This window comes from Herbaspirillum sp. GW821-FHT09A12, from assembly GCF_059418325.1.
Window position 1 is genome coordinate 35,954 of the sequence record NZ_JBWKPR010000009.1, and the last position, 14,413, is coordinate 50,366.

Here is a 14,413-nt window from a genome sequence, read left to right on the forward strand (position 1 = left end):
CTTGGCGCCGGCTATTGCAAGACCGCCGGCGCCGGGCCGGCACGCTGGCGGATGTCTTCCGCAAGCGCCGCGCGCGTGGGGCTTTTTCCGGCCGGCGCGCGTTTGGCGCCGCGCGCCGGCGGCGGCATGTGCGGCCACGGCTGCGCCGAGAAATCGCACACGGTACGGGAGGCTTCAATAATCGATTCGGTCAGCGGATGCACCATGTGCTTGCGGTAGACCACGTAGAACGGCAGCCTTTGCACGCCGGCCTCGGTGCTGACCTTGACCAGCGCCCCCGCATCCAGATGCGGCTTGAGATAGGTCAGCGGAAGAAAGCTCACGCCCACGCCGTTGATCGCCAGCTGCGACATGACCAGCATACTGTTGGCCGTCATGGTGTTCTTGCCGGGGATGCCGCACAAATGCTGGTTGATGTTCGCCCCCGACACGCCTTGCGCCGTATGGATCAGGATCGGATAACGGGCCAGCCCCTCCAGGGTCAGGTTCTCGCCGGAAATGCCCAGCGCCGGGCTGGCCAGCCAGGCGAAATCTTCCGCGCCGATCGGTATGCTTTCGAATTCGCGCCCGAAGATCGCGCCGGGGCAGATGGCGACGTCGACCATGCCCTCGCGCAACGAGGCCAGCAGGCCGACGCCGGAATCGACATGCATTTCCAGCAAGGCGCCGACATGGTTCGCGCGGATGTTCTGCACCAACTTTGGGAGCCAGGTCATCGAGACGAGTTCAGACACGCCGAGCTTGACGCGCCCCTGATACGCCGCGACCTGGCTCATCGTCGCCAGCAGCTTGCCGTTGGCGCTGAGCACGTCTTCGGCGCGCAGCAACAGGCTCTCGCCTTGCGCCGTCAGCTTGGACTTGCGCGCGGAGCGATCCAGCAACTGCGCGCCGAGCAGGCTTTCCAGTTCGGTGACGCGTTTGGCAACGGCCGATTGCGAGGTGCACAAATGCGCCGCCGCAGCCTGGAAACTGCCCAGGCGGGCGGTCCAACAAAATGCCTCAAGCTGCTTGATGGTGGGATTGTGTAGCGTCATGGCATGCGCAGTCCTATCGAGCCGTTGGTCAACTCGGATTGGCAAGATCCATGCCAATGGACATGCGCCAGGCGCCTGTTTGCGCGATCTCCCGGAAGCCAGGAGGATCGGAGAACAGACGCCCTCAGGCGGGCAAACTCAGTGCCTGAGCTTGAATACCCCGACCACCTGCTGCAGGCGGCCGGCCTGGTCTTGCAGCGACTGCGCGGCGGCGGCGGCTTCTTCGACCAGCGCGGCGTTTTGCTGCGTGACCTCGTCCATCTGCGTGATGGCGCGGTTGATTTCCTCAAGGCCGGTGCTCTGCTCCTGGGTGGCGGCGGTGATCTCGCTGACCACGTCGGTCACGCGCTGCACGCTGCTGACGATCTCGCTCATGGTGTGGCCGGCCCGTTCGACCAGCGCGCTGCCGGCATCGACCTTGCCCACCGAGTCGTCGATCAGCCCCTTGATCTCCTTGGCGGCCGCGGCCGAACGTTGCGCCAGCGAGCGCACTTCCGACGCCACCACCGCGAAGCCGCGCCCCTGCTCGCCGGCGCGCGCCGCCTCCACCGCCGCGTTCAGCGCCAGGATGTTGGTCTGGAAGGCGATGCCGTCGATCACGCTGATGATGTCCACGATCTTCCTGGACGAGGCGTTGATCGAGCCCATGGTCTCCACCACCTGGCCCACCACGCTGCCGCCCTGGCTGGCGATCTCGGAAGCGGACACCGCCAGCTGGTTGGCCTGGCGCGCGTTGTCGGCGTTCTGCTTGACGGTGGAGGTCAGCTCTTCCATCGCCGAGGCGGTTTCTTCCAGCGATCCGGCCTGCTGCTCGGTGCGCGAGGACAGGTCGAGGTTGCCGCTGGCAATCTCGGACGAGGCCGTGCTGATGGTGTCGGTGCCGATGCGCACTTCGCCGACGATCTTTTGCAGGCTGTCGTTCATGGCCTTGAGCGAATGCATCAGCTGGCCGGTTTCGTCGGTACTGGTGGCGTGGATGTCCACCGTCAGGTCGCCCTGCGCCACGCGCTGCGCGACCTCGAGCGCATCGCCCAACGGCCGCGACACGATGCGCGCCACGCTGACGGCCAGGCCGAAGGCGATCACCACGATCGCCGCCAGCAGGCAGCCGATCCACAGCTTGGCGGCCTGGTACATGTCCGCGGCGGCCTGGTCGGAATGCATGCTGCCGGCATCGTTGATCTTGACGATGCCGTCCAGCTGCTCGTTCATCGTGCGAAACAGCTTGTTGGACTCGCCCTTGAACAGCGCCCGCGCCTCTTCTTCCTTGCCGTCCACGGCCAGGGCCTTGAGTTGCTTGCTGACGTCGATATAAGTGGCGAAGGTCTTGGAAAACTGGGCGTAGAGGGCCTTCTCTTCCGGCTCCGAGATCATTGCTTCATAAGCGGCGCGTTGCTTGCCGATGATCTCCAGGCGCGTCTTGATGGCCTTGTCGGCATCATTGCGGTCGCTGTCCTGGTTGGCCGTCACTATCTGCAATTCGGAGATGCGCATGCGCGGCATCGATGCCTGGATGGCTTGCGCGGCCTTGATGGCCGGCAGCCAGTTGTGCGCAATGTCGGTGGACGCCTGGTTCACCGCACTGAGCTGACGGATGGCAAAGCCTCCCAGAATCACCGTCAGCAAGATCACGGCGGTAAAGGAAAGGATCAATTTTCTGGCTATTTTCAGGTTGTAGAACCAGTTCATGGCACCCTCGAATTGACGATTGATACAAAGTCCCCTCGGAGATTCTATGCAGGGATGCGATGTGCCATATCGGCAAGCACAGGCGGGTTTAGCCGGTAATTTAACCCTTGGCGAGCAGTTGCCCGCCGGCATGACAAGAGGCCGTCAGCAAGATGTCAGCGGCGCCGGGCATGGGGCGGCGCGGCCTTGCCATTGAATCAAGGAATGGCCCATGGGAAATGCGGCGGCGCATCACAGGCCGGCGCATCAAGGACCGGCGTTTCCCAATGGCGGCGAAGGGTGATGGATCGATAGTGCGCCGGCGCAATTATTTGCCCGCGCCCGGGCTGGCCGCCTGGGCTTGCGACGGGAATGCCGCTTCGCGCCGTTCATGCCAGTCGCCGCCCAGCGCCTTGAACAGGAACACCGACGTCAGCAGCCGCTGCCCCATCAACTGCGCCGCCTGCCGTTCGCTGTTCAGCAATGCCTGCTGCGCGCTGATGACGTCGAGATAGGGCGTGACGCCGCCTTCGTAGCGGCTGTTGGCCAGCTCCAGCACCCGGCGCGCGCTGGCGATGGCCGCTTGCGACTGGCTGTAGGCGCGGTCCAGCGAGGCGATGCCGGTGATGCCGTCTTCCACTTCCTGCATCGCGGTCAGCACGGTGCGGCGGTAGGCGGCGACCGTGGCTTCGTATCCGGCCTGGGTGAAATCGACGCCGGCGCGCAGGCGCCCGGCGTCGAACAGGCTCTGCGTGGCCGATACGCCAAGCGACCACAATACGCTGGGCGCGTTGAACAGCGCGCCCCAGTTGCGGCTGTCGACGCCGTATCCAGGCTGCAGCATGAAGCTCGGATAAAAGGCCGCGCTGGCCACGCCGATCTGCGCGTTGGCGGCGGCCATGGCGCGTTCGGCGGAAGCGATATCGGGACGCCGTTCCAGCACCTCGGATGGCACGCCGAGCGGGATGTCGGGGAATGCGATGGCGGCGGTCGACGGCGCGATCGAGAAACCGGGCGCCGGGGTGCCGGTCAGCGTGGCGATGGCATGCTGGTACTGCGCGCGCTGCTTGCCCAGCACGTCGACCTGGGTCAGCGTGCTGTCCAGCAGCGCCTGCTGCTGCGCCACATCGAGGCCCGAGGTGGCGCCCAGATCATGCCGCGCAGTGGCCAGTTCCAGCGCGCGGCGTTGCAGCGCAATGGCGCGCGTCACCACATCCAGCTCGATGTCCAGCTCGCGCAGGTTGAAATAATTGCTGGCCAGTTCGGCCGTGAGCAGCAGGCGGGTGTTTTCGAAGTCGGCCGCCGACTGCTGCGCCGACGCCGCCGCGCCTTCCACCGAACGCTGCACGCGGCCGAACAGGTCGAGCTCATAGCTGACGTTGAGCCCCAGCGCGAAGTCGTTTTGCACCGTCGCATAGTTGGGCGCGTTGTAGTTGGTCAGCGGGCGGTTGGCGGAAATGCGCTGGCGCGCCGCGCGCGCATTGATGCCGACTTGCGGATACTGCCCGGCCGACGCCACATTCAGTTGCGCGCGCGCCTGCGACAGGCGCGCCGCGGCAATCGCCAGGGTCTGGTTGCCGTCCAGCGCCTGCTCCTGCAACGCGTTCAATTGGGCATCGCCGAAGCGCTCCCACCATGCGCCGCGCGCGGCGGCGTCCTGCGGCTGCATCGGGCGCCACGGCGCTTCCGGCGTCCAGGCGGCGGGCATGTCGACCTGCGGCTTCTTGTAATCCGGGCCGACGGCGCAGCCGGCCAGCGCCAGCGCGCAGGCCAATGCGCCCAACGTGCCCAGCGTGCGGCGGGCAGTCACGATGCGGCCTCTTTCTTGCCGCCTTCCTTCTGCTCCATGCTCGGCTCAACCTGGTCGCCTTCGGCCAGCGAATCGGAGGGATTGAGGATCAGCTTTTCATTGCCGTCCAGGCCGTCCAGCACCTCGACCGTCAAGCCGAGATTGCGCCCGACCTGCACCTTCTTCAGGCGCACCTTGTTGTGCGCATCGACGGCCGCCACCATCGCCCCATCGCGCCGGAACATCAGGGTGTCCGCCGATACCAGCAAGGTGCCGCTGGGCTTGAGCGGCAGCGCAACCTGGACGAAGGCGCCCGGCAGCAAGGCATTGTCGACGTTGGGCAGGCTGACCTCGATCTGCATCGCGCGGGTCGACGGGTCGATGGAGCCGGCGGTGCGCGCGACCTTGCCTTCAAACTTGCGGCCGCGCAGTTCGGCCTGGGTGACGACCACCTTCTGCCCCGGCTTGACCAGGTTGGCGTAAGACTGCGGCACGTTCACATATACCCGCAGCGGGTCGGTCTGCGACAGCACGAACAGCGCGCGCCCGGCGCCCGGATCGATCAGGTCGCCCACATCGACGTTGCGGCGCGTGATGATGCCGGAGAACGGCGCGACGATGCGCTTGAAGCCTTCCACCTGGCGCAGGCGCTCGACGTTGGCCTCGGCCGCGGCCAGGTTGGAATTGGCCTGGGCGTAGGCGCTGCGGCGTTCGTCCAGTTCCTGTTGCGAGACCGCGTCCTTCTTGCGCAGGGCTTCCCAGCGCGCCATCGAGCTCTTGGCCAGCTCCATGCCGGACACCGCCTGCTGGCGGGCGGCCACGGCCTGCGACAGTTGCTGGTCGATTTCCGGCGTATCCAGCTCGGCCAGCAGTTCGCCCTTCTTCACTTCGCTGCCGATGTCCTTGTACCAGCGCTTGAGGTAGCCGGAGGAGCGCGCGGAAATGGGCGACTGCACGAAGCCCTGCAGCGTGCCCGGCAGCGCCAGGGTCTGGCCTTCAGCGCTGCTCCTGGCTGCGGTCACGCGCACGAATACCTTGGCGCGCTCGGCGGTGCCGGCTTGCAGTTCGCGCGCGTTGGCCACGCGGCTGATGACGGTGCGCGCGGCGCCCGCGACCAGCAGGATCAGCACCACCAGCAGCACCAGCCTGGCGCGCCGCATCATCTGCTGGCGCTTCAACGGCTCGCCCTCATCAGGCAGGGCATGGATGCCCAGTTCGGAATGGCGTTCTTGCGACATGACTCAATTCTCCTGTACGTGCCCGGCCGGCGGAATAGGCGATCCGCGTCGCTCCGCCCGACGGGCCAATCTCTGATGCACGCCGGCGAATACCACCGGCACGAAAAACAGCGTCGATACGGTGGCCAGCAGCAGGCCGCCGATCACCGCGCGCCCCAGCGGCGCATTCTGCTCGGCGCCTTCGCCCAGGCCCAGCGCCATGGGGATCATGCCGATGATCATCGCCAGCGCCGTCATCAGCACCGGCCGGATGCGGGTCGCGCCCGACTCCAGCGCGGCGGCCAGCGGCGTGGCGCCATCCTCCCTGCGCTGGCGGGCGAAGGCCACGATCAGGATACTGTTGGCGGTGGCCACGCCCATGGTCATGATGGCCCCGGTCAGCGCCGGCACCGACAGCGTGGTGCCGGTGATGAACAGCATCCAGGCGATGCCCGCCAGCGCCGCCGGCAAGGCGGCGATGATGATGGCGGCGTCGATCCACGACTGGAAGTTGACCACCACCAGCAGGTAGACCAGCACGATCGCCATCGCCAGGCCGACGCCCAGGCCGATGAAGGAGGACTGCATGGTTTCCACCTGGCCGCGGATCACCACCTGGCTGCCGCGCGGCAGCTTGGGCCGGACCTCGTCCACCAGCTTTTCCACCTTGCCGGCCACGCTGGCCAGGTCGGTGCCCTGCACGCTGACGAAGACATCGATGGCCGGCGAGATGTTGTAGCGCGAGGCGATCGCCATCTGGCGCCCGGCGCGCACGTCGACCAGGTTGCCCAGCAATTGCGTGTTGGCGTTGGGCAGCGCGGCATTGGCTGCCGCATTGGCGCCGGCGCCGACCGGAATGTTGAGCAGCGCGTCGAGCGAATCGACCGTGTATTGCGGGGACTGCACCGCGATGCTGTAGACCACGCCGTTGTTGGGGTTGAGCCAGAACGCCGGCTGCGTCTGCGAGCTGCCCGACAGCGCGATCAGCAGGTTCTGGCCGACGTTGGAGGCCGACAGGCCGAACTGCTGCAAGCGCGTGCGGTCGATGCGCAGGTCCAGCGCCGGGCCGTCCAGGCGCTGGTGTACGTGGGCGTCGACGGCGCCGGGGATCTGCCGGATTTGCTTGGTCAGCTCGGCCGCCAGTTCGGCATTGCGCTCCATGTTGGCGCCGGTGAACTGCACGTCGATGGCGGCCGGCAAACCGAAGTTGAGGATCTGGGTGACGATGTCGGCCGGCTGGAAGAAGAACTCCACGCCCGGGAAGCGCTTGGGCAGCTCGGCGCGCAGCAGCGCCATCAGCTCTTCGCTGGGGCGGTGGCCCTCTTTCAGCGCCATCAGCATTTCGCCGTCCAGCGTGCCGATGGTGCCGGAGTTGCTGTAGGAAAGGTTGATGCCGGAGTTGGGCACGCCGAGGTTGTCGAGGATGGTTTCCAGCTCGTTCTCGGGAATCAGCTCGCGGATCACGCGCTCGACCTGGTCGGCCAGGCGCGCGGTTTCTTCGATGCGGGTGCCGGTGGGCGCGCGCATGTGCAGGCGCAACTGGCCGGCATCGACGCTGGGGAAGAAGTCGCGGCCGAGGAACGGGTACAGCAGGCAGGACAGCAGGCAAAAGCCGAGGAAGGCCAGCGCGAAACGGCGCCGGTGCGACAGCAGCGAGGACAGCACCAGCGTGTAGCCGCGCCGCACGCGCTCGAAACGGTTGTCGAAGGCCAGGTAGACGCGCTGCAGCAGGCTCTTCTTGGCGCCGTCGACCTGGCCGTGGCTGCCCATGAGCAGCATCACCAGCGTCGGCACCAGCGTGCGCGACAGGATGTAGGACGCCACCATCGCGAACACCACCGCCTCGGCCAGCGGCACGAACAGGAAGCGCGCCACGCCGGAGAGGAAGAACATCGGCACGAACACGATGCAGATGCACAGCGTGGAGACGAAGGCCGGCACGCCGATCTCGCCGGCGCCGACGATGATGGCGTCATGCAGCGGCTTGCCCAGGTGCATGTGGCGTTCGATGTTCTCGATGGTGACGATGGCCTGGTCGACCAGGATGCCGACCGACAGCGCCAGGCCGCCCAGCGTCATCAGGTTCAAGGTCTCGCCCAGCGCCGCCAGCGCCAGGATGGCGGCCATGATCGACAGCGGAATGGTCAGGCCGATGATCAGCGTGCTGCGCCAGTTGCCCAGGAACAGCAGCACCATCGCCGCGGTCAGGCCGGCGGCGATCAGGGCTTCGCTGATCACGCCGGCCACCGCCGCTTTCACGAACAGCGACTGGTCGAACAGCGGCGTGATCTTGACGTCTTCCGGCAGGGTCTGTTGCGCCTGCGGCAGCATCTTGCGCAGGTTGGCGACGATGTCCAGCGTGGAGGCGCCGCCGTTCTTGAGGATCGACAGCAGGACGCCGCGCGCGCCGTCCTGGCGCACCACGTTGGTCTGCGGCGAGAAGCCGTCGCGCACGTTGGCCACGTCCTTCAGGTAGATGGTGGCGCCGTTGGCGGTGCGCACCGGCAGCTCGTTGAGCCCGGCCACCGCTTCCGGCGAGCCGTTCATCTTGACCGTGTATTCGGTGGCGCCGAACTTGGCGGTGCCGGAGGGCAGGATCAGGTTTTGCGTGTTGACCGCGTTGACCACGTCGATCGGCGCCAGCCCGCGCGCCTGCATGGCCTGGGTGTCGAGGTCGACCGAGATCAGGCGCGACTTGCCGCCATAGGGATAAGGCACGGCCACGCCGGGGATGGTGATCAGTTGCGGACGCAGCGTCTGCACCGCGGCGTCGAACACGGTCTGCTCGGGCAGGGTCGGCGAAGACAGCGCCAGCTGCATCACCGGAATGCTGGAGGCCGAATACTTGATCACCAGCGGCGGCGTGATGCCCGGCGGCAGCTGGCGCACCTGCGACTGCACCGAGGCCACCACCTGCGCGATCGCCTGCTGGATGTTGGCCTTGGGCTGGAAGAACACCTTGATCACCGAGACCCCGGCCAGCGATTGCGACTCGATGTGCTCGATGTCGCTCACCACCGTGGTCAGCCCGCGCTCGTTCTGGGCGGCGATGCGCTGGCCCATTTCCTGGGCCGACAGGCCGTTGTAGTTCCAGATGATGCTGACCACCGGGATATTGATTTCCGGGAAGATGTCGGTGGCCATGTTGAGCAAGGTCAACGGCGTGGCGAGGACGATCAGCATCGCCATCACGATGAAGGTGTACGGGCGGCGCAAGGCCAGCGCAACCATGTTCATGGGGTGGAACTCATTTCATCAATAGGTGCGGGCGAGCGCGCGTCGATGGTTTCCGGCTATCGCCGGCTGCGACGCGGCGTGTCGTGGCCGCCCTGTTTGCTTTTTTGTCATGCGCGGCCGCGCGTATCCCCTGTGCGGCCCCGCTCCCTGATTCCAAGTCCTGATGCCTTGCCGGGCCGTCTCCCCCTGCCGCCGGCTTTCGCCTGTGCGGATCTAGTGTCCTGGACACTAGCCTGTTCTTGTTTGTGAACGGCCTGCAGCGTCGGTTATTGTAGCGGTGCACAACGCGGCGTGCCGGCCGGCGGGCAGGAATTTTTTCTGACAGAAATGTCAGTTAGGCGCGCCCACGGCGGCCACTTCCGAGAGATGCCGACAGGCTGTGGCAAACTGCCTGCTGCTCTCCCCCCAATCACCCTGGATTCTCATCGCATGGAATTCCTGCGCAAGCGCATCGAAGCCAGCGTGCTGGCCATCAGCCGTCCGCCCGGCAGCGCCGACTTCCTCACCCCGCCCGGCGACCCCGGCCTGTTCGGCCCCGACTCGGCCGCCTGGCAGGTGCACAGCGACTTCACCGCCATGCTGACCGGCGGCGTGGCGGCGCTGCTGCTGCAGATGCTGCACCCGCTGCCGCTGGCCGGCGTATGGGACCATTCCAATTTCCAGGACGACATGCTGGGCCGCCTGCGCCGCACCGCGCAGTTCATCGCCGGCACCACCTTCGGCAGCCGCGCCGACGCCGAACGGCTGATCGCGCGCGTCCGGCATATCCACCTGCAAGTCAGCGGCACCGGGCCCGACGGCACGCCGTATGCCGCCAGCGACCCGGCATTGTTGAGCTGGGTGCACACGGCCGAGGTCAGTTGCTTCTTGCGCGCCTACCTGCGCTACCGCAACCCGGATTTCGCGCCCGCCGGGCAAGACCGCTACTTCGATGAGATGGCGCGCGTGGCCGAGGCGCTGGGCGCGCTGGATGTGCCGCGTTCGCGCGCGGCGGCCGATGCCTATATCGAAGGGATGCGCCGGCAACTGCGCTGCGACGACCGCACCCGCAAGACGCTGGAGCTGGTGTTGAACGCGCCTGCGCCCAACGCGCTGGCCCTGCCGTGGACGCGGCTGATGATGCGCGCCGGGGTCGACCTGCTGCCGGACTGGGCGCAGCAGATGCTGGGCGTGACACAACGCTCGCCCGCGCGCAGCGCCCTGCTGACCCGCTCGGTGGCGGTCGCCGCGCTGCCGGTGCGCTGGGCGGTGCGCAACGGCTCGATCCACCTGGCGCGCCGGCGCATGGGGCTGGCGCCGTTCGGTTGACTGCTTGTACCTACTTTTGCAGTCGGCGCTGGAACCGGCGCGGCGCCCGATCTCTCATCCCATCATCGCCGCCACTCCCGCACAGAGCAGCAAGGCGGACACGATGCGATGGAACCAGCGTTGCGGCAGCATCCCGTAGATGCGCTCGCCCAGCGCCACGCCGGCGGCGAATGCCGGCGCCAGCACGGCGCTGGTCCACAATTGCGGCGCACCGACCTGGCCATCCATTGCCAGGATCAGCGCGGCGCCGGAAAACAGCAAGGCGAAGTAGCCCAGCAGGTTGGCGCGCAGACCGGCGATATCGCTCTCCTGCGCGTCGTCTCGCCGCTGGGCGTCGATGCCATTGAAGTAATACACCGCCGCCACCCCGCCGATGCCGCACAGCGCCGTCATGGCGCCCGACACCGCGCCAGCGGCCAGTGTCGGCGTCACGCCGCCGGCATGCCGCCAGCGCCAGCCCAGCATATGCAGGGCCGTTACCGCCAGCACGCAGATGCCGATGGCGCGGTGCAGGTCTTGCCAACTGCCGCCGGCGATGACGCGCACGCCGATGGCGGTACAGGCCAGCGCGATCGCCGCCAGCGGCGCCACCGACTTCCAGCGCACCATGCGCAGCCAGCGCCGGCACCCTTGCAGCGAGGCCGCGCAATTGACCAGCACGATCAGCGCCGCGGCCTGCGGCGCCGGCAAGACCAAGCCGAACAAGGGCGCCATCACCAGCGCCCCGCCGAAACCGGTCACGCCCTTGGCCAACCCGGCCAGCAGGCTGACTGCGAGCAGCACGGCAAGCGCCGCCGCGTTCAGGTTCATGCCCCGCCTCCTCCGCGCCGCAGAAGGCGGCGCCGGCGCATGCGCGGCACGGCGAGATAGATGACGACAGGCATGGCCCGGCTCCAGGATGAGATGGCGCAATCATTGCATTGCTTGCGGCGTACGCATGAGGCCAAATCCGGCTTTCGATGGAGCCAGCGCAAGCGGCCGCGCCGCATGCACAAAAAAGGTGCCGATCGCGAATCGCTGCACAGCGGGAATGCACGCCGTGCCCGCATGGCGGCCTGGTTGCGCGCCATGGGCGCCGTGCCGGCCGCTCCCGCCGTCGACCGCCGGATATGCTTGCCCGCGCCGGCGCCAACGCCGCCACTGGTCCAATCGAAAGCGCGCTGTGGCTCCATCGGCTGGCGCGCTTTCTGCGTCACAGTAGATGCGTTGCAGCATGCAGTCCCGCCGTGCCGGGCGGCGCCGAACCACATGGCGGCCCTGTTCCGCGGCATTTGCCGGCTGGATCTCCACATCACAACTCATCGAGGGGTATCGCATGAAAACATCTGTTTTGCGCAGCATGATCTCCAACCTCCGGCTGCTGGCCGCGGCCGGCCTGATCGCCGCCGCCGGCAACGCGCTGGCCGCCGGCAAGGAAGTCACCATCGCCTTTCAGGACATGATGGTGCCGTGGCGCTACGCCCAGCAACTCGACGAAGCCGCCAAGGAAACCGGCTACAAGGTGAACTACCGCAAGTTCGGCGGCGGCGGCGATGTGATCCGCGCCATGGCCTCGGGCAACGTGCAGATCGGCGAGGCCGGGTCCAGCCCGGTGGCCGCCGGCCTGTCGCAGGGCCTGCCGATCCAGCTGTTCTGGATCCTCGACAACATCAACGACGCCGAGGCGCTGGTGGCGCGCAACGGTTCCGGCATCGCCTCGGTGGCGCAACTCAAGGGCAAGCGCCTGGGCGTGCCGTTCGTCTCCACCAGCCACTTCCACGCGCTGCTGGCGATCAAGCAGGCCGGCCTGTCGCCTGCCGACGTCAAGGTGCTCAATATGCGCCCGCCTGAAATCGCCGCCGCCTGGGAGCGCGGCGACATCGATGCCGCCTACATCTGGAACCCGGTGCTGGCCAAGATCGGCGCCAACGGCAAGGTGGTGACCAGCTCCGGCAAGATCGCCGCCGACACCGGCATCGCCACCTTCGACGGTTTCGTGGTCAACCGCGACTGGGCCAAGGACAACGAGAAATTCATGCTGAGCTTCGTCAGGATCCTGGCCAGGTACGACGCCATGTACCGCGCCAATCCGGGCCAGTGGACCGGCGACACGCCACAGGGCAAGGCGGTGGCGGCCATCTCCGGCGGCGAGCCGGGAGAGGTGGCGGCGGCGCTCAAGCTGTACCAGTTCCCGACGCCGGCCGAGCAGGCTTCGGCCAAGTGGCTGTCGGGCGGCAAGAGCGCGGGCGCGGTCAAGTCGCTGCAAGCCACGGCTGAATTCCTGAAAGAGCAAAAGACCTTGCAGGCCATCCTGCCGGACTATTCGGTGGGCGTGACCGACCAATACGTCAAGGCGGTCGCCGCCGACAAGTAAGCGGCATATCGGCGGCGTCGGCGGCATCATCGGCCATCCATCCACGGAGAACGGACATGCTTGAAATCAACCAGGTCTCGATCGAATATCCGGCCCGCAAGGGACCTCCCAGCCTGGCGCTGGACAATGTCTCGCTGTCGATCCCGGCGGGCGAGTTCGTGGTGGCGCTGGGCGCCTCCGGCTGCGGGAAGACCACGCTGTTGAACACCATCGCCGGTTTCATCCCGCCGACCCGGGGCGAAGTGTTGCTGGACGGCGAGCCGGTGGACGGCCCGGGGTCGGACCGCGGCGTGGTGTTCCAGAAGCATGCGTTGATGCCGTGGATGAATGTGGTGGAAAACGTCGAGTTCGGGCTGAAGCTGCGCAAGATGCCGCTGCATGAACGGCGCCGCATCGGCCTCGAATGCCTCAACAAGGTGGGCCTTCTGCCGTCGGCCTACAAGCAGGTGTACGAACTGTCGGGCGGCATGCAGCAGCGCGTGGGCGTGGCGCGCGCAATCGCCTCGTCGCCGGCGGTCATGCTGCTGGACGAACCGCTGGGCGCGCTGGATGCCTTCACCCGCGAATCGATCCAGGAACTGCTGCTGAACTTGTGGCACGAAGCGCAAGGCGTGTTCTTCTTCATCACCCACGATGTCGAAGAGGCGCTGTTCCTGGCCACGCGCCTGATCGTGATGGCGCCCAACCCCGGCCGCGTGATGCATGACCTGCCCATGCCCTTCGCCCGCCGCTACCTGCAATCGCGCGACGCCCGCGGCACCAAGGCCGATCCCGAATTCATCGCCGCGCGCGAGCGCGTGCTGGCCCTGGTGCACGAGACCTCTTCCGGAGCGCATTGATGAACAGCGCCGCCGCTGCCCCCGAGCTTGCCCCCGCCACCGACTGCCGCGAGTTGCCCATGACGAACGATCACCACGCCCCCGCCCCCGGCCCGGCGACAGCCCGCGCGCGCAAGCGCCGCCGCATGCGCAGCTATGGCGCGCCGGGCCAGGGCAGCACCTGGCTGATCAGCACCATGACCGTCGCCGCGCTGTTGCTGCTGTGGTGGATGGCCACCGCGCTGCACTGGATCAAGCCCTTGTTCCTGCCGACGCCGCAGGCCACTTTCGCCGCCTTCGTCGGCGCGCTGCAGGGGCAGACGCAGGGCGATACGCCGCTGGCCCAGCATATGCTGATCAGCATCACCCGCGTGATGTCCGCCTTCCTGCTGGCGGTGGCGACCGCGGTACCGCTCGGCATCGCGATGGGCACCTCGCGCCTGGCGCGCGGCATTGCCGACCCCATCATCGAGTTCTACCGGCCGCTGCCGCCGCTGGCTTACCTGCCGCTGATCGTGATCTGGCTGGGCATCGACGAAAGCGCCAAGGTCACGCTGATCTACCTGGCCTGCTTCGCGCCGCTGGCGATGGCTTCCAAGGCCGGTGTGCGCTCGGTGGCGATCGAGCAGATCAACGCCGCCCGTTCGCTGGGCGCGAGCCACTGGCAAGTGATCCGCCTGGTGGTGTTTCCGGCGGCGCTGCCGGAAATCCTGACCGGCATGCGCATCGCAGTCGGCTTCGGCTGGACCACCCTGGTGGCGGCCGAGATGGTGGCGGCCACGGCCGGCATCGGCCAGATGGTGCTCAACGCCTCCAACTTCCTGCGTACCGATGTGGTGATCATGGGCATCGCCGTGATCGGCCTGCTGGCTTACCTGATCGACCTGCTCATGCGCAAGATGGAGCAGCGACTGATTCCGTGGAAGGGCCGCATGTAGGCGCGAGCGCGTTCTGGCATGGTTCCTGCGTGAAGGAAAACATTGCAACTG

General features: G+C 67.1%; 10 protein-coding genes. 4 read left to right on the forward strand and 6 right to left on the reverse strand.

Annotation, left to right across the window (positions count from 1 at the left end):
• Nucleotides 1-11: 11 nt before the first annotated feature.
• From AC07N6_RS17495 to AC07N6_RS17515, 5 genes are all read right to left on the reverse strand, one after another.
• Nucleotides 12-1,034, reverse strand: coding sequence for a LysR family transcriptional regulator (locus tag AC07N6_RS17495; RefSeq protein ID WP_494781413.1), 1,023 nt, complete (start codon nt 1,032-1,034; stop codon nt 12-14).
• Nucleotides 1,035-1,172: 138 nt separating this feature from the next.
• Nucleotides 1,173-2,723, reverse strand: coding sequence for a methyl-accepting chemotaxis protein (locus AC07N6_RS17500; RefSeq protein WP_494781412.1), 1,551 nt, complete (start codon nt 2,721-2,723; stop codon nt 1,173-1,175).
• Between the two features lie 307 nt (nt 2,724-3,030).
• Nucleotides 3,031-4,512, reverse strand: a complete 1,482-nt coding sequence (locus AC07N6_RS17505) for an efflux transporter outer membrane subunit (RefSeq protein ID WP_494781411.1) — start codon at nt 4,510-4,512, stop codon at nt 3,031-3,033.
• Nucleotides 4,509-5,729, reverse strand: a complete 1,221-nt coding sequence (locus tag AC07N6_RS17510; protein ID WP_494781410.1) for an efflux RND transporter periplasmic adaptor subunit — start codon at nt 5,727-5,729, stop codon at nt 4,509-4,511. The genes AC07N6_RS17505 and AC07N6_RS17510 overlap by 4 nt, the downstream gene beginning before the upstream one ends.
• A 3-nt stretch (nt 5,730-5,732) precedes the next feature.
• Nucleotides 5,733-8,945, reverse strand: coding sequence for an efflux RND transporter permease subunit (locus AC07N6_RS17515; protein ID WP_494781409.1), 3,213 nt, complete (start codon nt 8,943-8,945; stop codon nt 5,733-5,735).
• A 429-nt stretch (nt 8,946-9,374) separates the two neighbouring features.
• Between AC07N6_RS17515 and AC07N6_RS17520 the strand changes: the two genes are divergently transcribed.
• A complete protein-coding gene (locus AC07N6_RS17520) occupies nt 9,375-10,253 on the forward strand; it encodes an oxygenase MpaB family protein (RefSeq protein WP_494781408.1) in 879 nt (292 codons plus the stop codon).
• A gap of 54 nt (nt 10,254-10,307) precedes the next feature.
• On the opposite strand, the gene AC07N6_RS17525 is transcribed toward AC07N6_RS17520, so the two are convergent.
• Complete coding sequence (locus AC07N6_RS17525; protein ID WP_494781407.1) at nt 10,308-11,063, reverse strand: sulfite exporter TauE/SafE family protein; 756 nt, start codon at nt 11,061-11,063, stop codon at nt 10,308-10,310.
• Between the two features lie 505 nt (nt 11,064-11,568).
• On the opposite strand from AC07N6_RS17525, the gene tauA reads away from it, so the two are divergent.
• The 3 genes from tauA to AC07N6_RS17540 are packed head-to-tail and all read left to right on the forward strand — an operon-like array spanning nt 11,569 to nt 14,362.
• Nucleotides 11,569-12,606 (forward strand): taurine ABC transporter substrate-binding protein, encoded by a 1,038-nt coding sequence (tauA, locus tag AC07N6_RS17530; protein WP_494781406.1) that lies wholly within the window; start codon nt 11,569-11,571, stop codon nt 12,604-12,606.
• 56 nt (nt 12,607-12,662) lie between these two features.
• On the forward strand, nt 12,663-13,445 hold the full coding sequence (locus AC07N6_RS17535; RefSeq protein ID WP_494781405.1) for a taurine ABC transporter ATP-binding protein: 783 nt from the start codon (nt 12,663-12,665) through the stop codon (nt 13,443-13,445).
• Complete coding sequence (locus AC07N6_RS17540) at nt 13,445-14,362, forward strand: ABC transporter permease subunit (protein ID WP_494781404.1); 918 nt, start codon at nt 13,445-13,447, stop codon at nt 14,360-14,362. The genes AC07N6_RS17535 and AC07N6_RS17540 overlap by 1 nt, the downstream gene beginning before the upstream one ends.
• The last annotated feature ends 51 nt before the right edge of the window (nt 14,363-14,413 follow it).